The organism is Nocardioides hankookensis, from assembly GCF_042658885.1.
GTDB lineage: Bacteria > Actinomycetota > Actinomycetes > Propionibacteriales > Nocardioidaceae > Nocardioides > Nocardioides hankookensis.
Genome location: NZ_JBHSRJ010000005.1, coordinates 344,820 through 362,948 on the forward strand (window position 1 = coordinate 344,820; position 18,129 = coordinate 362,948).

The window sequence follows — 18,129 nt, forward strand, 5'->3', positions numbered from 1 at the left end:
CGGGGTGCGGTGTCGTGCGGCTGCAGGTGCGCCATGGCGCTCGCTGGGCATCACGACCCCGCTAGCGTGGGCGACATGAGGCGGGCGCACACGGTGGAGCAGGTGCGGGCGGCCGAGGCCGAGCTGATGCGCACCGCGCCCGAAGGGGCCCTGATGCAGCGGGCCGCGGCGGGGCTGGCGTACGCCGTGGTCGACCTGCTCGGCTCGGCGTACGGGCGACGCGTGCTGCTGCTGGTCGGCTCGGGCGACAACGGCGGCGACGCGCTGTACGCCGGCGCGCTGCTCGCCCGGCGCGGGGTCGGGGTCGAGGCGTGGCTGCTGTCCGACCACGCGCACGAGGGCGGGATCGCTGCGCTCCGCGGAGCGGGCGGCCGGATCGTCACCGAGATGCGGACGCGACCCGAGGTGGTCGTCGACGGCATCGTCGGCATCGGCGGGCGTCCCGGGCTGCGACCCGAGGCGCAGCAGGCGCTGGCGGCGGTCGAGGGCGTGCCGATCGTCGCGGTCGACACCCCCAGCGGCGTCGACGTCGACACCGGCGAGCTCGACGGTCCGCACGTGACGGCAGCCGTCACGGTCACCTTCGGCACCCACAAGGTCGCGCACCTGGTCGACCCGGCGGCCGCGGCCGCCGGCGTGGTCCACCTCGTCGACATCGGCCTCGACCTGCCCGAGGCAGCCGTCGAGTCGCTCCAGCCCGAGGACGTCGCGGCGCTGCTGCCACGCCCGACGCCGGACGCCCAGAAGTACACCCGCGGCGTGGTCGGCGTCCGCGCCGGGTCCGAGCAGTACCCCGGCGCCGCCCTGCTCAGCGTGGCCGGTGCGGCCAGCGGGCTGGCCGGGATGGTGCGGTACGTCGGAGCTGCGGCCGACACCGTCCGCGAGGTGCACCCGGAGGTCGTCGGCGACGGGCGCGTGCAGGCGTGGGTGGTCGGGTCCGGGGGCGGCGAGCACGCCGGCGACGAGCTGGCGGCCGCGTTGGCGGACGGCGTGCCCACGGTGGTCGACGCGGACGCCCTGGCGCACGTCGACGGGCTCCTGCCCGCCGGCACCGTGCTGACCCCGCACGCGGGCGAGCTCGCCGCGATGCTGCGGGTCGATCGCGACGGGGTCGAGGCCCGCCCGCTGCACCACGCCCGCCACGCGGCCACGAAGTACGGCTGCGTGGTGCTGCTCAAGGGCCGGCACACGCTCGTCGCCACGCCCGACGGCCGCGTCCGCGTCACCACCACCGGCACGCCCTGGCTCGCCACCGCCGGGGCCGGCGACGTGCTCGGCGGGCTGGTCGGCGCGCTGCTCGCCGCCGGGCTGGCGGCGTACGACGCCGCCTCGGTCGGGTCCTGGCTGCACGGCGCCGCGGCGACCCTCGCCGGACGGGGCGGTCCGCTGGTCGCGAGCCAGGTCGCCGCGTCCATCCCGCTGGCCGTCCGGAGCCTGCCGGAGCGGTGATGGGACAATCGGTCCCATGAGCCCCCTGCCGGTCGCGCGCGCGGAGATCGTGGTCGATCTCGCGGCGATCAGGCACAACGTCCGCACGCTGCGTGAGCTGACCGGCGTGCCGATGATGACGGTGGTCAAGGCCGACGGCTACGGGCACGGCATGGTCGAGGTCGCGCGCGCCGCCCGCGAGGCGGGCTCCGAGTGGGTCGGCGTCGCCACCATCGACGAGGCGCTCGCGCTGCGCGAGGCCGGCGACACCGGACGGCTGCTGTGCTGGCTGACCGTGCCGGGCGAGGACCACGCCGCGGCCATCGCCGCCGGCATCGACGTCACGGCGTACTCCCTCGCCGAGCTGCACGAGATCGAGGACGCCGCCGGCGTCGTCGGCCGGCCCGCCCGGCTCCAGCTCAAGGTCGACACCGGCCTGTCCCGGGGCGGCGCCCCGATGAGCACGTGGTCCGACGTCGTCGCCGCGGCCGCCGCGGGCGAGCGCGACGGCACCTGGACGGTCACCGGGATCTGGTCGCACCTCGCCGCGAGCGACGAGCCCGACCACCCCGCCAACGACGCGCAGGAGGCCGTCTTCCGCGACGCCCTCGACGTCGCCGAGGCCGCCGGGCTGCGCCCGGAGGTCCGCCACCTCGCCAACTCCGCCGGCGCGATCCTGCGCCCGTCCGCCCGGTTCGACCTGGTGCGCGTCGGGCTCGCGTCGTACGGCCTCGACCCTGCGCCGGGACACACCCCCGACCTCGGGCTGCGCCCGGCGATGACCGTGCGGGCCACGCTCGCGCAGACCAAGCCGCTCGCCGCCGGCGCCTCCGTCTCCTACGGTCACACCTGGACCGCTGAGACCGACACCACGGTTGGCCTGGTGCCCGTGGGGTACGCCGATGGGGTGCCCCGCCACGCCAGCAACGTCGCCCAGGTGCTCGTCGACGGGAAGCGTCGGGCGATCCGCGGCCGGGTCTGCATGGATCAGTTCGTCGTCGACCTGGACGGCGACCTGCCGGCGCCCGGGCATGACGTGGTGCTGTTCGGGCCGGGGCGCGACGGTGAGCCGACCGCCCAGGACTGGGCCGAGGCGAGCGGCACCATCTCCTACGAGATCGTCACCCGAGTCGGAGGGCGCATGACCCGGAGGTACGTCGACAAGTGAGCATGCGAGGACGGGTGATCGGAGCCGTCACCGTCGGTGCCGTCGGCCTCGCGGCCGCCGGCGCGGGCGTCGGCGTGAACAGGCAGCGCAAGCGCATCGCCGGGCGGGCGCCCGACGACGCACCGGCGTTCGGTTCCCTGCACTCCGAGCCGGTGGCCGTCGTCGCCGACGACGGCACGCCGCTGCACGTCGAGGTCGACGAGCCCGAGGCGCCCGCGAAGAGCCGGCTGCGCAAGGCGAAGCCGCCGCTGACGGTGATCTTCGCCCACGGCTACGCCCTCGAGATGGACTGCTGGCACTTCCAGCGCGAGCACTACCGCACCGCAGGTGTCCGCACGGTCTTCTACGACCAGCGCTCGCACGGCCGCTCCGGGCGCTCGCCGATCGGCAACGCGACCATCGAGCAGCTCGGCAGCGACCTGCTGGCCGTGATGGATGCCGTCGCGCCGGAGGGTCCGGTCGTCGTGGTCGGCCACTCCATGGGCGGGATGACCGTGGTCGCGCTCGCGGAGCAGCACCCGGAGCTCTTCGGCGACCGCGTGGTCGGTACCGCGCTGATCTCGACCACCGCGGGCGGCCTGGAGCCGAGCCGCATCCTCTTCCCGATGGTCCCGGCGTGGGGGAGCGCCGGCCCGGTCGGTCGCACCATCTCCGCGCTCGCCCGCACCCACAAGATCGTGGACGGCGTGCGCAAGGCGGGTCGCGACGTGGCGCTGGTCGCCACCGCCAACCTCGCCTTCGGCGACGACGTGCCCGGGAGCTACGTCGCGTTCGTCGACCGGATGCTGTCCGCGACGCCGTTCGAGGTCGTCGCCGAGTTCTTCCCGGGCTTCTCCTCGCTCGACAAGTTCGATGCGGTCGAGGTGCTGGCGAAGGTGCCGACCGCCGTCATCTGCGGCACCGACGACAAGCTCACCTCGATCGGGCACAGCCGCAAGCTCCAGTCGCGGATCGACGGGTCCACGCTGCTCGAGTGCCACGGCGCCGGCCACATGGTGATCCTGGAGCGCCACTCCGAGGTCAACGGCGAGCTCGACCGCCTGCTCGCCGCCACCGGGGCCGAGGACGCCCGGTGACCGTCGACATCACCCGGGTCGGCCCCGAGTCGGCGGGGCAGGTCCTCGCCGTCGTGCGGGCCGCGTTCGAGGCGCGCCCGCCGCTCGACCCGCCGGCGGCCGCGCTCGAGGAGACCGAGGAGACGATCGCCGCCAAGCTGGCCGGCCACGGTGGGCTGCTCGCCTGCCTGGAGGGCCGCCCGGTCGGTGCCCTGGTGCTCGACCCGGTCGGCAGCACGACGTACCTCCGTCGCTTCGGCGTGGCCCCCGACGCCCAGGGCCACGGCGTCGCGGCCGCGCTGATCGAGGCCGCCGTCGACGCGGCCGACGGGTCCGACGACCTGACCGTGGTGGCCCGCGAGGAGCTGCCGCAGACGGTGCAGTTCTGGGAGCGGCAGGGGTTCCGGGAGATCCGCCGGGACTCCCCGAACGTCGAGCTCCGCCGCCCGCTGCGCACCCACGTCTTCCAGGCGCCCGACGCCGACGCGATGCGTGGCCTCGGCCGGTCACTCGCCGGGCAGCTCGCCCGCGGTGACCTGATCGTGCTCAGCGGCGAGCTCGGCGCGGGCAAGACGACGTTCACCCAGGGGCTCGGGGCCGGCCTCGGCGTGCGCGGCGACGTCACCTCGCCGACGTTCGTGATCGCCCGGGTGCACCCGTCACTGGTCGGCGGCCCGGACCTGGTGCACGTCGACGCCTACCGGCTCGGCGGGCTCGAGGAGCTCGACGACCTCGACCTCGACACCTCCTTCGACGACGCCGTGACGGTCGTCGAGTGGGGCGAGGGGCTGGCCGAGGGGCTCTCGGAGTCCCGCCTGGAGGTCGCGATCGTGCGCGGCGACGCCCCGCACGACGGGTTGGACCCGCGCCGGGTCGAGCTCACCCCGGTCGGGCCGCGCTGGCACGCGCTGTCCTTCCGCGCCCTCGGGTGACCCGCGCCGCCGCCCCCGCCGAGTCGTGACTTCTGGTCACTCCAGTCCGGACTCTTGGTCAGGTCGCGTGGCCAGAAGTCCCGATTCGACTGACCAGAAGTCACGATTCGCGCTAGAGGCCGGTGATGCCCTCTTCGCCGTACCGCTCGGCCTGCTGGTCGAAGGTCTCGTGCTCCAGCAGGTGCAGGATCGGTACGCCGAGCTTGCGCCGCGCCTTGGAGGTCCAGTCGAGGTGGAAGAACTCGGAGACCACGTGCGGGCGGGTCAGGATGATCGCCTCGCGACCGTCGACCTCGGTCACCTTGGCGGCGAGCGCGTCGATCGGCGGGTCGGTGACGACCTGGCCGCGCGCGGTCGCGCCGCTCTTGCGCAGCGCTTCGAGGGTCTGGGTGAGCTCGGTGGTGGAGCGGTCCTCGCAGTCCTTGCGCACCGCGTCGAGGTCGACCTCGCTCATCGGCATCGTCGGCGACGCGAGCATGTCGCCCGCCGTCAGTGAGCCCATGGCGGACTCGATCCGGGCGGCGGCGTCCTCCAGCGGGAGGAGCACGTGGTAGGTCACCGGCTCGTCCAGGCCCTCGTGCAGCGAGTGCACCTGGGCGGCGTCCTGCTCGCTCAGCGCCTGCTCGATCAGGAGGACGACGTCGTAGTCCTCACCCGTGGTCCCGGGCACTGCGTTCTCCGACATGTCTGCCTCTCTCAGTCGACGCCGAGAATCCTAGCGAGGTCGTAGCTGACCGGTTCATCCAGTTGCTCGTAACCGCACGACTCCGGGTCGCGGTCGGTGCGCCAGCGACGGAACTGGGCGGTGTGCCGGAAGCGGTGCCCCTCCATGTGGTCGTAGGCCACCTCGAGCACCCGCTCGGGCCGCAGCGGCGTGAACGACAGGTCCTTGCCCTGGCTCCACCGGCTCTGCGTGCCGGGCACCCGGTCGGGGTTCGCGGTGAGGAACTCGCTCCAGTGCCCCCACGGGTGGTCGGCGATCTCGCAGACCAGCGGCTGGAGCTCCTCGATCAGCTCGGCACGTCGCGCCGCGGTGAAGCTCGCGCTGACGCCGATGTGCTGCAGCTGGCCGTCGTCGTTGTAGAGCCCGAGCAGCAGGCTGCCGAGCAGCGGCTTCTCGGGCGTGCTCGTCTTGTGCTCGCGGTAGCCGGCCACGACCACGTCGGCGGTGCGCTCGTGCTTGATCTTGAGCATCGTGCGGGCGTTCTGCTGGTACGCCGCCCCCACCGGCTTGGCCACGACGCCGTCGAGCCCCGCCCCCTCGAACTGGTGGAACCACTCCTCGGCCTCGGCCGGGTCGGTCGTGGTGCGGGTGAGGAAGCACGGGCCGTCCAACCCGGCGAGCGCCTCCTCGAGCGCCGCCCGCCGCTCGGCGAACGGTCGCTCGGCGTACGACTCGTCGCCCAGGGCGAGCAGGTCGAAGGCGACGTACGACGCGGGCGTCTTCTCGGCCAGCATGTCGATGCGCGACTTCGCCGGGTGGATGCGCTCCTGGAGCACCTCGAACTCCAGCCGTTCGCCGATCGACACGAAGATCTCGCCGTCCAGCACGCACCGCTCCGGCAGCTGCTCGCGCATCGCGGCGACCACCTCGGGGAAGTAGCGCGTCAGCGGCTTGGTGTTGCGGCTGGCGAGCTCGACCTCGTCGCCGTCCTTGAAGACGATGCACCGGAAGCCGTCCCACTTCGGCTCGAAGCTGAGGCCGTCGTACTTCTCCGGGTCCGGGATCCCCTTCACCGACTTCGCGAGCATCGGCTGGACGGGTGGCATGACGGGGAGGTCCACGACGAGAGGGTAGGTCGTGCGCTAAAGTTCAGTAAAACAATAGATAAACGAGAAATGAGGGCTCGATGGGTCCGTTGGTGGGGTACGTGCCCGGGGTCTACGACCTCTTCCACATCGGGCACCTCAACGCCCTGCGCCAGGCGCGGGAGCTGTGCGACGTGCTGGTGGCCGGTGTCGTGTCCGACGAGGTGTGCGAGCAGGTCAAGGGCCTGCGGCCGTTCGTCCCGCTGGAGGAGCGCCTGGCGATCGTCGACGCGATCGGCATCGTCGACGCGACGTACGCCGAGCTCACGACCGACAAGCTCGACGCCTGGCGCGAGGTCGGCTTCGACCGGGTCTTCAAGGGCGACGACTGGCGGGGTACGCCGCGCGGGCTGGAGCTGGAGAGCCGGGTCGGCTCGGTGGGTGCACAGGTCGTCTACTTCCCGTACACGGTCCACACGTCGAGCACCCAGCTGCGCCGCGTCATCACCGCCTCGTGAGCAGGGTCCTCAGCCCAGCGTCCGCATCGGTCGTCACGGTCTCGGACGGTGGTCTGCTGCTGCGCGCGGCTCCGGCCGAGCCGCAGGTCGTGAGCTTCGACGGCCGCTACATCTGGGCGTTCACAGCGGCTCGGGACGGTCGGTCCGTGTCCGGCGGCGTCCTGGTCGAGTGGCCGCCGGTGCTCCGGAGGTTCCTCGACGGCTCGGTCCGGGTCCGGGTCGCCGACGTGGTGGGTGACCAGGTGCTCCTCGACGAGGAGGTCACGCTCGGGACCGGCGCCGGCCGCGTGCAGGTCGTCGACCCGCAGGGCCTGCCGCTCGCCGTCGACAAGGTCGGCCACCTGTGCCGCGCCTTCGACGACACCGCCGAGGGCGTCCGCGCCGAGATCCTGGCCGGCACCCGCCGCGCGCTCGACGACCTCCGCGGCGCGTGCGGCGTCGAGGCCTACCTCAACTACGGCGCGCTGCTCGGTGCCGTGCGCGACGGCGCGATGATCGCCCACGACTCCGACACCGACGTCTGCTACCTCAGCCACCACACGTCGCCGGCCGACATCATCGCCGAGTCCTACCGGGTCCAGCGGAGGCTCAAGCAGCTCGGCTGGACGCTGCTCCGGATGTCCGGCGGTGACATCAAGCTGCTGCTCCCGCTCAGCGACGGACGGCTGTGCCACATCGACGTCTTCGTCGCCTTCCGGGTGGGGGAGACCTTCTACCAGCTCGGCAACCGCAGCGGCCGGCTCCCGGACTCGGTCATCCTGCCGGTCTCGACCATCACGCTCCACGGCGTCGAGCTCCCGGCGCCGGCCGACCCCGAGGCGATGCTGGCGTTCATCTACGGACCCGGCTGGCGGGTGCCCGACCCGTCGTTCAAGTACGCCGACCCGGTGCGCGGCGTCCGCCGCCTCGACGGGTGGCTGCGCGGGTTCCGCACCGACATGGGGCGCTGGACCGAGTTCCACCAGGGCGTGGGCAGCCGGCTCGTCAGCGGCCGGCGCTCGACCTTCGCGAAGTGGGTCGACCGGCAGCTGCCCCGGGGCGCAGCGGTGGCCGAGATCGGGTGCGGCACCGGGCGCGACGCACTGTGGCTCGCCGGCCGCGGCCACCCGGTCATCGCCTTCGACTTCTCGCGTGCCGCCCGCGCTGCGGTCCTGAAGCGGGCGCGGCGCCGGCGGCTGCACGTCGAGGTCCGCGGGCTGATCCTCAACGAGCTCCGCACCGTGCTGCTCGCCGGGGCCGAGCTCGCGCGCGACCCGCACCACCTGGCCGCCCGGCACCTGCTCGGGTGCCTCGACGACCGCGCACGGAGCCAGCTGTGGCTGCTGTGCCGGATGGCCCTGCGCGGCGGCGGCACCCTGTTCCTCGAGTTCAGCGCCGACACGGGCGTCCCGGCGCCTGACCCCGAGCCGGCCGGCCTGGTGCGGCGGCTCGACCCCGCCGCCGTACGACGTGAGATCGAGGCGGCCGGCGGCACGGTCCTGCGCGAGCGGGTCCGCGCCGGCACCGACGTGCTCGGCAACCCCGACCCCACCGTCTGCCGGATGCGGGTCAGCTGGACCCGACCCGGAGGCCCGACCACCCGAAGGACCGCACGATGACGACACTCACCCGGACACGAGCCAAGGCCCGGGTCGCGCAGGACCGCTACCGCCGCCTGCGTCGCCGCGCGATCGGCGTCCGCGCCCGCCTGGCCGCACTGGAGGAGGAGCTCCAGGAGAGCCGGCAGCTCAACCGGCGCATCACCGAGCTCGTCGACGTGGTCGCCGAGCTGCTCGTCCTCGTCGACGACCGTGACGAGGAACGCGTGCGCGAGGTGCTGGCCCAGTACCGAGCCAGCATCTGAGCCGGTCGGGCTCTAGGGTTGTGCCGTCTATCCCCGGTTGGTCTGCCGGCAGGGCCCGCCTGACTTTGAATCAGGACTAGCGACGTAGGTTCGACTCCTACCCGGGGAGCATGAGCGCAGAACAGAAGTCGGGACTGACGGTCATCGTGCTGGCCGCCGGCGGTGGCACGCGGATGAGGTCGAAGACCATGAAGGTGCTGCACCCCATCGCGGGGCGCAGCATGATCGGCCACGTCCTGACGGCCGCGCAGGCGCTCGACCCCGAGCAGGTGGTGGCCGTCGTCGGCCACCAGCGCGAGGCGGTCGGCGCGCACATCCACGAGTCGTTCCCCGACGTGGTGCTCGCCGTGCAGGAGGAGCAGCACGGCACCGGGCACGCCGTACGGATGGCCGTCGAGGCTGCTGGCCAGATGTCCGGCACCGTCGTGGTGGCGTACGGCGACACCCCCCTGCTGCGCGGTGACTCGCTGCGCGAGTTCGCCGACGAGCACGAGGCCGCCCAGCGCGCGGTCAGCATCCTCAGCGGCATCGTCCCCGACCCGTTCGGCTACGGGCGCGTGCTGCGCAACGACGAGGGCGACGTCGAGGCGATCGTCGAGGAGAAGGACGCGACCGCCGAGCAGCGCGAGGTCCGGGAGATCAACTCCGGGATCCTGGCCTTCGACGCCGAGTTCCTGCGCGATGCGCTGCCGCGGATCGGCAACGACAACGCCAAGGGGGAGTACTACCTCACCGACACGATCGCGATCGCCCGCGAGGACGGCCTGACGGTCGGCGCCCACCCGATCGACGACGTGATGCAGACCGAGGGCGTCAACGACCGGGTGCAGCTGGCCCGGATCGGCGCCGAGCTCAACCGCCGCATCGTCGAGAGCTGGATGCGCGAGGGCGTCACCGTGGTCGACCCGGCCACCACCTGGATCGACGCGGACGCCGTGCTCGGTGCCGACGTCACGATCCTGCCCGGCACCCAGCTGCTCGGCGCCACCGTGGTCGGCGAGGACGCCGTGATCGGCCCGGACACGACCCTCAAGGACTGCGAGATCGGGCCCGGCGCGACCGTGGTCCGGACGCAGGGGGTGCTGGCCGTCGTGGGCACCGAGTCCATCGTCGGCCCGTTCTCCTACCTGCGCCCCGGCACCGTGCTCGGGGCCCGCGGCAAGATCGGCGGCTTCGTCGAGACCAAGAACGCCGTGATCGGCGACGGCGCCAAGGTGCCGCACCTGTCGTACGTCGGGGACGCGGAGATCGGTGAGGGCACCAACATCGGAGCCGGCACGATCTTCGCCAACTACGACGGCGTCGAGAAGCACCGCACGAAGATCGGCAAGCACGCCCGCACGGCGTCCAACAACACCTTCGTGGCGCCGATCGAGATCGGCGACGGGGCGGCGACCGGCGCCGGGACCGTCGTACGCCACGACGTGCCGCCGGGCGCGCTGGCCGTCTCGAGCGGGCCGCAGCGCAACATCGAGGAGTGGGCGCTGAGGAAGCGTCGGGGAACGGCCCAGGCGAGTGCGGCGGAGATCGCACTGGCCGGAGGACGAGACGACGACCAGGGCATGGCAGAATCCTGAGTGGACCACCTCCGGCGACCGAGGAGCAACAAGCCGTGACCGGAATGAAGAAGACCACCGAGAAGAACCTGATGGTCTTCAGCGGACGGGCCCACCCGGTGCTCGCCGAGGAGGTGGCCGGGATGCTCGGCACCGACCTGGTGCCGACGTCGGCGTACGAGTTCGCGAACTCGGAGATCTACGTCCGCTACGAGGAGTCGGTCCGGGGCTGCGACGCCTTCGTGATCCAGAGCCACACGGCTCCGATCAACGAGTGGATCATGGAGCACCTGATCATGGTCGACGCCCTCAAGCGGGCGAGCGCCAAGCGGATCACGGTGGTCATGCCGTTCTACGGCTACGCGCGCCAGGACAAGAAGCACCGCGGCCGCGAGCCGATCTCGGCCCGCCTGATGGCCGACCTCTTCAAGACCGCCGGCGCCGACCGGCTGATCACGGTCGACCTGCACGCCGACCAGGTCCAGGGCTTCTTCGACGGCCCCGTCGACCACCTGATGGCGCTGCCGATCCTGGCCGACCACATCAAGGAGAAGTACGGCAACCAGCCGCTCGCGATCGTCTCGCCGGACGCCGGCCGGATCAAGGTCGCCGAGCGCTGGTCGGCCCGCCTCGGCGGCGCACCGCTGGCCTTCATCCACAAGACCCGCCGCACCGACCGCCCCAACGAGACGGTCGCCAACCGCGTGGTCGGTGACGTCACCGGCCGGATGTGCGTGCTCGTCGACGACATGATCGACACCGGCGGCACCATCGCCAAGGCCGCCGACGCGCTGATGGCGGACGGCGCCGCGGGCGTCGTCATCGCCGCCACCCACGCGATCCTGTCCGGACCCGCCGTCGACCGGCTCAAGAACTGCCCGGCCGCCGAGGTCGTCGTGACCAACACGCTGCCGCTCTCGCCCGACCAGGAGTTCGACAAGCTCACCTGCCTGTCGATCGCCCCGCTGGTCTCCCGGGCGATCCGCGAGGTGTTCGAGGACGGCTCGGTCACCTCGATGTTCGACGGCCACGCCTAGGGTCTCGACACGCTCGCTGACGCTCGCTACTCGACCAACGAGGGCCCGAGGTCGTCCCGCCAGTCCTCCCACTGCCGGCGCAGCACGGTCGGAAGGTCGCCGGCGAGCGCGTCGTCGAGCAGGCGCAGCTGGGCGTCGGTGAGCAGGAGCGTCGGCCGGGCCCGGCCGACCACCTGTGCGAAGGCCTGCCCGCGCTCGGCCCAGGCGGGCGCCTCGGCCAGGTAGCGCTCGACGTACGGCGCGACCAGGTCGGCCTGCTCCGCCGACCACAGCCCGGCCATCGTGGCGCTGAAGATCCGGTTGTCCACGTCGGGGTCGCCCACCACCGACCACGCGGCCGCCTTGGCCGACCCGGTCGGGAGGCTGGCCAGCGCGGCCGCCGCGCCGACCTCGGCCTCGGTGCCGGGCTCGCGCGACCGCTCCGCCTCGATCGCGGCGGCGTCGATCGCGTCCAGCTCGGCCAGCCTGCGTACGGCGCGCCAGCGCAGGGTCGGCGGGAGTGGGAGCTGGCCGACCGCGCCGGCCTCGACCCACGCGTGCAGCGCCTCGGCGTCGTGGCTCCCGGCGGCGACCCCGTCGGCGAAGGCGAGCGCGAGCTCGGGCGACGTCGCGTGCAGCAGGCCGGTGCCGCAGGTCGCGGCGACCAGCTCGAGCAGGTCGCCGACGGCGGCCGCGGGTGCCCGCAGGGGCAGCACCCGGGACGACGTCCGGTTCAGGATGGAGGTGACCATCGTCGCGCTGCCCTCGCCCGGCAGGTGCCGCTCGAGCACGTCGACGAAGTCCTCCGCGCTCAGCGCGCGGGTCTGCACCCGGTCGAGGAGCATCGTCCAGAGCACCGCCCGCACGAGGTCGTCCTCGATCCGGCACAGGCCGGCGTCGACCGCCTCCGCCGAGGCGGCGTCGAGCTCGATGCGAGCGAACGTCTCGCCGTGCGCGTTGGGGACGACGACGCGACCGGCGTACGCCGGCAGCGGCACCGGGTCGTCGGCGAGGTCCACGAGCCCGGACCCGACGACGGCCCACTCCTCGTCATACGCCGTGACCCGGACCCGGTGGGGTCGCGACCCGTCGCGGCTCAGGACCGGGACGTCGTCGTGGCGGGTGAACCGGATGGTGTCGAAGCCGGTGCTGCGCAGCCACTGGTCGACCCAGGTGCGCACATCGCGGTCGGACGCCTCGTCGAGGGCGTCGACGAAGTCGGCGAGGGTGGCGTTGGCGAAGCGGTGCCGGGTCAGGTGCGTGTTGACGCCGGCCAGGAACATCTCGTCGCCGAGCCAGGTCGCCAGCTGGCGCAGCACCGAGTTGCCCTTGGCGTAGGAGATCGCGTCGAAGATCGTCGCCGCCGAGTCGACGTCCGGGATGTCCTCGGGGTCGGGCGCCACGGGGTGGGTCGAGCGGCGCGCGTCCGCGTCGTACGCCCCGGGCTTGCCGGCGATCTCGTGCGCGACGAGGGCACCGCCGAAGCCGGTGGCCTCGCCCGCCACCCGGTAGCCCATGTAGTCGGCGAACGACTCCTGGAGCCAGGTGTCCTCCCACCAGGTCATCGTCATCAGGTCGCCGAACCACATGTGCGACATCTCGTGCGCGATCACCGAGGCGCGGAAGACCCGGACGTCCGCGGGCACCTGGCCGCGGGGGAGCAGCTCGTCGCGGTAGGAGACGCAGCCGGGCATCTCCTGGGCGCCCCAGTTCAGCCCGGGCACGAAGACCTGGTCGTAGGAGTCGAACGCGTAGGGCTCGTCGAACATCGACGCGTAGTGGTCGTAGCAGTCCTCCGTGACCTGCCGCAGCTCCGCGAGGTCACGGTCGAGCTCGCCGGCCAGCGAGGCGCGCGCGTGCCACCCGAACGGCAGCCCGGCGTGCTCCCAGCGCCGCGACGCCCACGGTCCGGCCGCGACGATGAGCAGCGCCACCGGGATCGGCGGGGTCGTGGCGAACCGCCAGCGCCCGTCCACGGGTGCGTCGACCTCCGCGCGGCCGTTGGCCAGCACCGTCCAGGCGGGATCGGCGGCGACCGAGGTCGTGATCGGTGCCTTGAGGTCGTTCTGGTCGAAGCAGGCGAAGACCTTCTGGGCGACGTCCATGCCGAGGTACGCCGCGACGTAGGTCTCGCCGTCGGCCGGGTCGACGGTCCGGTGCATGCCGTCGCCGTCGCTGACGTAGGGGAGCCGGGCGTCCACGACGACCTCGACCGGGCCGTCGGTGCGCAGGCCGGTGAGGTGGATCCGCTTACCGTCGTACGCCGGCTCGGTGGGTGCGCCGTCGACGTGGACGCTCATCTCGCGGGCCCCGGCGAGCTCGAGGAACGTCTCCGGGCAGGACGTGCGGAACCGGACGGTGGTGCGGGAGCCGAAGGTCTGCGAGGCCGGGTCGGTGACGTCGAGGGCGACGTCGTACGCGACCTCGGAGAGCTGGGCGGCACGGGCACGGGCTTCGGCGAGGGTGAGGCTCACCCCATGACTCTATGGATTTCCCCCTGGGCGCGAGTCGCCGTAGGCTTGTGCGGTTGCCTCGGCGAGGGAGAGTCCCGGCTCTCCGTGATCGACAGGGCTGGCTGTCCTCAGGATGCGCCCGCTCGATCGAGCCGAGGCCCCCAGGACTCAGACACAGTCAGCACGCACGAGGAGAGCAGCGCATGAGCGAGAAGATCAAGGCCGAGACCCGCACCGAGTTCGGCAAGGGCGCGGCCCGCCGCATCCGTCGCGAGCACAAGGTCCCCGCGGTCATCTACGGCCACGGCAACGACCCCATCCACGTCACCCTCCCGGGCCACGACACGATGATGGCCCTCAAGCACGGCGGCGCGAACGCCCTGCTCGAGCTCGACATCGACGGCAAGGTCCAGCTCGCGCTGACCAAGCAGGTCCAGGTCGACCCGATCAAGCGTCACCTCGAGCACGTCGACTTCGTCGCCGTCGTCAAGGGCGAGAAGGTCACCGTCGAGGTGCCCGTGCACCTGAGCGGCGACGCCGCCCGCGAGACGCTGGTCGTCACCGAGACCGCCACCATCTCGCTCGAGGCCGAGGCCACCCACATCCCCGAGCACATCGAGATCGACATCGAGGGCGCGGTCGCCGGCACCCAGATCCACGCCTCCGACCTGAAGCTCCCCTCGGGCAGCACCCTGCTGCTGGACCCGGAGACCCTCATCGTCAACATCACCGAGCAGGTCTCGCAGGAGGCCCTCGACGCCGAGCTCGAGGAGGCCGAGGCCGAGGCCGGCATCGAGCGCGACGAGGCCGACAACGACGTCGACGAGGTCGGCGCCGAGGACAGCGCCGACGAGAGTGCCGACGAGGCTCCCGCCGCGGAGTGATCCACCCGTTTCGTAGGAAGGGCCGGGATTCCATGACCGACTCCACCACCCCCGTGTGGCTGGTGGTCGGGCTGGGGAATCCCGGCCCTTCCTACGCCGGGCACCGGCACAACATCGGCTACCTCGTCGTCGACGAGCTCGCCACCCGGATGGGGTCGCCGTTCCGCGCCCACAAGTCCGGTCGCGCCGACGTCGTCGAGGGTCGGCTCGGCGCCCCCGGGGCAGACGCCCCGCGCGTGGTGCTGATGAAGGCGCGCTGCTACATGAACGAGCTCGGTGGGCCGGTCAAGCAGCTCGCCGGCTTCTACAAGGTCCCGTCCGAGCGGGTCGTCGCGATCCACGATGAGCTCGACATCCCCTTCGACACGATGCGGGTCAAGCTCGGCGGTGGCGACAACGGCCACAACGGGCTGCGCTCGATGCGCTCCTCGCTGGGCACCGGTGACTTCCACCGGGTGCGCGTCGGCATCGGCCGCCCGCCCGGCCGGCAGGACGTCGCCGACTTCGTGCTGTCCAACTACTCCTCGGCCGAGAAGAAGATCCTGCCGTTCCAGGTCGACACCGCCGCCGACGCGGTCGAGGTGCTCATCGCCGAGGGGCTCGAGCGCACCCAGCAGAAGTTCAACTCCTGACGCTCACGGCACCAGCACGGTCCGTACGCCGGGCGCCTCGGCCTCGGACCAGACCCGCTCGACCTCGGCCAACGGCTGCGTGCGGACGGCGACCGCGAGGCCCCCGGAGCTGATCTCGTCGACCAGGGACGGCAGCTCCGCGACGTACGCACGGACCGAGACGGCGCCCTGCCCGTTGCCCTGGATGCGCAGGTTCGCCGAGCGCAGCGCCACCGACGGCAGCTCGATCGTGGGTCCGGCGACCGACCCGATCTGGATCCAGTCGAGCGCGCGGCTGCGGTCGGAGCGTGCCCGCAGCAGGGCCATCATCGTCGCGGCTGCGGGTGCGGCCCACAGGTAGTCGATGACCACGTCGACCTCCGCGGCGGCCTCGGCCAGCGCCGCGGCGGTGGCGTCGCGGTCGTCGGTCAGCGCGACCGTCGCGTCGGCGCCGAGGTCGGGCAGGGTGGCGAGGACCTCCGGGTTGCGGCCGGCTCCGACCACGCGGCCGGCGCCCAGGCGCTTCGCGACCTGGATCGCCATCCGGCCGGCGTTGCCGGTGGCGCCGAGGACGAGCACCGACTGGCCGGGCTGGAGCGGGACCCGTCGACGGAGTGCCACCCACGACGACATCGCGGGGTTCATCGCGGCCGCGACCTTGACGAGGTCCGGGTCACCGGGGAGCGGCACGGTGCGGCGGAGGTCGACCACCGCGCGCTCGGCCATCGACCCCGGGACGTCGTCGTCCGCCACGAAGTAGACGACGGTGCCGTCGGCGAGCCTGCCGACGCCGTCGATCCCCGGCACCAGGGGCAGCCGGCCGTCGCTGGTGTAGTGCCGACCGGCCGCGGCGCTGCGGACCCGCGGGTGCAGGCCGGCCGCGAGCACCTCGATCACTGCCTGGTCTGCGTCAGACGGGGCGGGCAGGTCGAAGTGCTCGAAGCGGGGCGGGTGGTCGAAGGAGCTGACGACGGCTGCGTTGACGTTCATGGCGGGACCTCGGATCGAGAGAATGGTTCGTGACACGAACTAAAGTAGTTGGTGGCACGAACTAATTCAAGTAGAGTGTCGTCGTGACCTCGCCGAACGACGACCTCGTCGACGCTCTCGTCCAGCTGTCGTTCCTCGTCCAGGGGACGCTCGCCGAGCTGGCGGCGGAGCACGGGATGTCCGTCGCCCAGGCCCGTCTGCTCGGCGTGCTGCGCGACCGCGAGCCGACGATGAACGAGCTGGGACGGCACCTGGGTCTTGACAAGTCCAGCATCAGCGGCCTGGTCGACCGTGCCGAGCGGCGCGGCCTGGTCGTGCGGACCGCGAGCGCGACGGACCGTCGTGTCGTGCAGGTGTCCATCACGCCGGCCGGGCTCGAGCTCGTCACGACCGCCGGAACGGTCTTCGCCGAACGGCTGGGTGCCCTGACGGCCGACGTCTCCGCAGCGGACCGCCGGGCGCTGGTCCGTGCCACCCGCCGCATCCTCGACGCCGACCCGTCCTGGCTAGGGTGAAGCCATGAGCTTCGCCCCCGGGACCTCGCCCGCTGCCGCCGCCACCGACGACCACGTGCTCGCCTCCTGGCTGGCGACCGTCGCGGGGGAGCGGCTGCTCGAGGTGCGGGGCGAGGGGCTCGAGGGGCGCGAGCTGAAGGATGCCGGTGACCGCGCCGCCCACGAGCTGCTGATGGAGCTGCTCGCGGAGCACCGCGCGGCCGACGCGGTGCTCTCCGAGGAGGGCAAGGACGACAAGGCGCGGCTGACGAACAGCCGGGTGTGGATCGTCGACCCCCTCGACGGGACCCGCGAGTTCTCCGAGGTGCCCCGCGACGACTGGGCCGTCCACGTCGCGCTCTGGCGGGACGGCGACCTGGTCGCCGGCGCCGTCGCCCTGCCCGCGCTGGGCGAGACCTTCAACACCGGTGAGCCGCCCGTCGTGCCGCCGAGCACCGCCACCCGCCCGCGGATCGCGGTGTCGCGCAGCCGCCCGCCGGAGTTCGTGCACGCGCTGGCGAAGGAGATCGATGCCGAGCTGGTGCCGATGGGGTCGGCCGGGGTGAAGGTCATCTCCGTGGCCCGGGACATCACCGACGCCTACGTCCACGCCGGCGGCCAGTACGAGTGGGACTCCGCGGCCCCCGTCGCCGTGGCCCGCGCGGCCGGGCTGTTCACCTCGCGCATCGACGGCTCCCCGCTGGAGTACAACCAGGACGACGTCTACCTGCCCGACCTGATCGTCTGCCGCCCCGAGCTCGCCGAGCGGATCGTCGCGTTCGTCCGCGAGCACGGCGTGACGTCAGAGGGATGATCCGGCACGTCCTGCTCGACGCCGACGAGGTCGTCCAGCACCCCGGCCGGTGGGAGGACTCGGCGGGGAAGTTCGCCGAGCGGGTGACCGGTGCCTTCCTGGCCGACGTCGGCGAGCTCCAGGCGCCGGCGCTGCGCGGCGAGATCGACTTCTTCGCGGAGTTCGCGACGGTCGCGCGCGGTCACGACCTCGACGTCGACCCCGCCGAGCTGTTCCCGGCGATGTGGCGCGGGATCGTCGTCGACCCCGAGTCGCTGTCGTTGATCGCCGCCCTCCGGGCGCAGGGGTACGGCGTCCACCTCGCCACCAACCAGGAGCACCACCGCGCCCGCTACATGCGCGACGTCCTGGGCTTCGAGACGCTCTTCGACGTCGCGGTCTACTCGTGCGACATCGGCACGGCCAAGCCGGACCCGGCGTACTTCGAGAAGGCGGTCTCGCTGATCGGGGCGCCGGCCGGGACCGTGCTCTTCGTGGACGACAAGCAGGCCAACGTCGACGGCGCCCGCTCGGTCGGCCTCGTGGCGGAGCGCTGGGAGCTGGCCGACGGTCACCAGCGCCTGCACGAGCTCCTCGCCACGCACGGCGTGCACGTCTAGACCGCTCGTCCCACCTGGG

18 protein-coding genes and 1 tRNA gene are annotated in these 18,129 nt (G+C 72.7%); 15 read left to right on the forward strand and 4 right to left on the reverse strand.

Annotated elements, in window-relative coordinates:
* Positions 1 to 75 precede the first annotated feature (75 nt).
* Genes ACFPYL_RS16230 through tsaE form a run of 4 tightly spaced genes read left to right on the forward strand, consistent with a single transcriptional unit; the run spans position 76 to position 4,583 of the window.
* Positions 76 to 1,449, forward strand: coding sequence for a bifunctional ADP-dependent NAD(P)H-hydrate dehydratase/NAD(P)H-hydrate epimerase (locus ACFPYL_RS16230; protein WP_379156364.1), 1,374 nt, complete (start codon positions 76 to 78; stop codon positions 1,447 to 1,449).
* 16 nt (positions 1,450 to 1,465) lie between these two features.
* Complete coding sequence (alr, locus tag ACFPYL_RS16235; RefSeq protein ID WP_379156367.1) at positions 1,466 to 2,596, forward strand: alanine racemase; 1,131 nt, start codon at positions 1,466 to 1,468, stop codon at positions 2,594 to 2,596.
* A 2-nt stretch (positions 2,597 to 2,598) separates the two neighbouring features.
* Positions 2,599 to 3,672, forward strand: a complete 1,074-nt coding sequence (locus ACFPYL_RS16240) for an alpha/beta fold hydrolase (protein WP_379156370.1) — start codon at positions 2,599 to 2,601, stop codon at positions 3,670 to 3,672.
* Entirely contained in the window at positions 3,669 to 4,583 is a 915-nt protein-coding gene (tsaE, locus tag ACFPYL_RS16245) for a tRNA (adenosine(37)-N6)-threonylcarbamoyltransferase complex ATPase subunit type 1 TsaE (RefSeq protein ID WP_379156373.1), read from the forward strand. The genes ACFPYL_RS16240 and tsaE overlap by 4 nt, the downstream gene beginning before the upstream one ends.
* Before the next feature lie 112 nt (positions 4,584 to 4,695).
* On the opposite strand, the gene ACFPYL_RS16250 is transcribed toward tsaE, so the two are convergent.
* Positions 4,696 to 5,268, reverse strand: a complete 573-nt coding sequence (locus ACFPYL_RS16250; protein ID WP_379156376.1) for a hypothetical protein — start codon at positions 5,266 to 5,268, stop codon at positions 4,696 to 4,698.
* A gap of 11 nt (positions 5,269 to 5,279) precedes the next feature.
* The gene (locus ACFPYL_RS16255) at positions 5,280 to 6,368 is read right to left on the reverse strand and encodes an ATP-dependent DNA ligase (protein WP_379156379.1); all 1,089 of its coding nucleotides are present in this window, start codon (positions 6,366 to 6,368) and stop codon (positions 5,280 to 5,282) included.
* 65 nt (positions 6,369 to 6,433) lie between these two features.
* Here ACFPYL_RS16255 and ACFPYL_RS16260 point away from each other — a divergent pair, with 65 nt between their 5' ends.
* The 6 genes from ACFPYL_RS16260 (at position 6,434) to ACFPYL_RS16285 (ending at position 11,286) form a co-directional block, all read left to right on the forward strand.
* Entirely contained in the window at positions 6,434 to 6,850 is a 417-nt protein-coding gene (locus ACFPYL_RS16260) for an adenylyltransferase/cytidyltransferase family protein (RefSeq protein WP_379156382.1), read from the forward strand.
* Positions 6,847 to 8,448: a class I SAM-dependent methyltransferase gene (locus ACFPYL_RS16265; protein WP_379156385.1), complete on the forward strand. Its 1,602-nt coding sequence runs from the start codon at positions 6,847 to 6,849 to the stop codon at positions 8,446 to 8,448. Before ACFPYL_RS16260 ends, ACFPYL_RS16265 begins: the two co-directional genes overlap by 4 nt.
* A complete protein-coding gene (locus ACFPYL_RS16270; RefSeq protein ID WP_379156387.1) occupies positions 8,445 to 8,693 on the forward strand; it encodes a DUF6752 domain-containing protein in 249 nt (82 codons plus the stop codon). The genes ACFPYL_RS16265 and ACFPYL_RS16270 overlap by 4 nt, the downstream gene beginning before the upstream one ends.
* A gap of 30 nt (positions 8,694 to 8,723) precedes the next feature.
* A tRNA-Gln gene (locus tag ACFPYL_RS16275) sits at positions 8,724 to 8,802 on the forward strand.
* Position 8,803: 1 nt separating this feature from the next.
* A complete protein-coding gene (gene glmU, locus ACFPYL_RS16280) occupies positions 8,804 to 10,270 on the forward strand; it encodes a bifunctional UDP-N-acetylglucosamine diphosphorylase/glucosamine-1-phosphate N-acetyltransferase GlmU (protein ID WP_379156390.1) in 1,467 nt (488 codons plus the stop codon).
* 35 nt (positions 10,271 to 10,305) lie between these two features.
* The gene (locus ACFPYL_RS16285; RefSeq protein ID WP_200944952.1) at positions 10,306 to 11,286 is read left to right on the forward strand and encodes a ribose-phosphate diphosphokinase; all 981 of its coding nucleotides are present in this window, start codon (positions 10,306 to 10,308) and stop codon (positions 11,284 to 11,286) included.
* Between the two features lie 26 nt (positions 11,287 to 11,312).
* Here the strand turns inward: ACFPYL_RS16285 and pepN are convergent, their stop codons facing one another.
* Positions 11,313 to 13,739: an aminopeptidase N gene (gene pepN / locus ACFPYL_RS16290; RefSeq protein ID WP_379156393.1), complete on the reverse strand. Its 2,427-nt coding sequence runs from the start codon at positions 13,737 to 13,739 to the stop codon at positions 11,313 to 11,315.
* Positions 13,740 to 13,921: 182 nt separating this feature from the next.
* Here pepN and ACFPYL_RS16295 point away from each other — a divergent pair, with 182 nt between their 5' ends.
* On the forward strand, positions 13,922 to 14,602 hold the full coding sequence (locus tag ACFPYL_RS16295; protein ID WP_379156396.1) for a 50S ribosomal protein L25/general stress protein Ctc: 681 nt from the start codon (positions 13,922 to 13,924) through the stop codon (positions 14,600 to 14,602).
* A 32-nt stretch (positions 14,603 to 14,634) separates the two neighbouring features.
* Positions 14,635 to 15,234, forward strand: coding sequence for an aminoacyl-tRNA hydrolase (gene pth / locus ACFPYL_RS16300; protein WP_379156399.1), 600 nt, complete (start codon positions 14,635 to 14,637; stop codon positions 15,232 to 15,234).
* A gap of 3 nt (positions 15,235 to 15,237) precedes the next feature.
* Here the strand turns inward: pth and ACFPYL_RS16305 are convergent, their stop codons facing one another.
* Positions 15,238 to 16,203 carry a zinc-binding dehydrogenase gene (locus ACFPYL_RS16305; protein ID WP_379156402.1) on the reverse strand — a complete coding sequence of 322 codons (966 nt, stop codon included), beginning with the start codon at positions 16,201 to 16,203 and terminating at the stop codon, positions 15,238 to 15,240.
* 83 nt (positions 16,204 to 16,286) lie between these two features.
* On the opposite strand from ACFPYL_RS16305, the gene ACFPYL_RS16310 reads away from it, so the two are divergent.
* From ACFPYL_RS16310 to ACFPYL_RS16320, 3 genes are read left to right on the forward strand one after another with little or no spacing between them, the layout of a single operon-like run.
* Positions 16,287 to 16,718: a MarR family winged helix-turn-helix transcriptional regulator gene (locus ACFPYL_RS16310; protein ID WP_379156405.1), complete on the forward strand. Its 432-nt coding sequence runs from the start codon at positions 16,287 to 16,289 to the stop codon at positions 16,716 to 16,718.
* Between the two features lie 4 nt (positions 16,719 to 16,722).
* Positions 16,723 to 17,511: a 3'(2'),5'-bisphosphate nucleotidase CysQ gene (locus ACFPYL_RS16315; RefSeq protein WP_379156407.1), complete on the forward strand. Its 789-nt coding sequence runs from the start codon at positions 16,723 to 16,725 to the stop codon at positions 17,509 to 17,511.
* Positions 17,508 to 18,110, forward strand: coding sequence for an HAD-IA family hydrolase (locus ACFPYL_RS16320; RefSeq protein ID WP_379156410.1), 603 nt, complete (start codon positions 17,508 to 17,510; stop codon positions 18,108 to 18,110). Before ACFPYL_RS16315 ends, ACFPYL_RS16320 begins: the two co-directional genes overlap by 4 nt.
* Positions 18,111 to 18,129 lie beyond the last annotated feature (19 nt).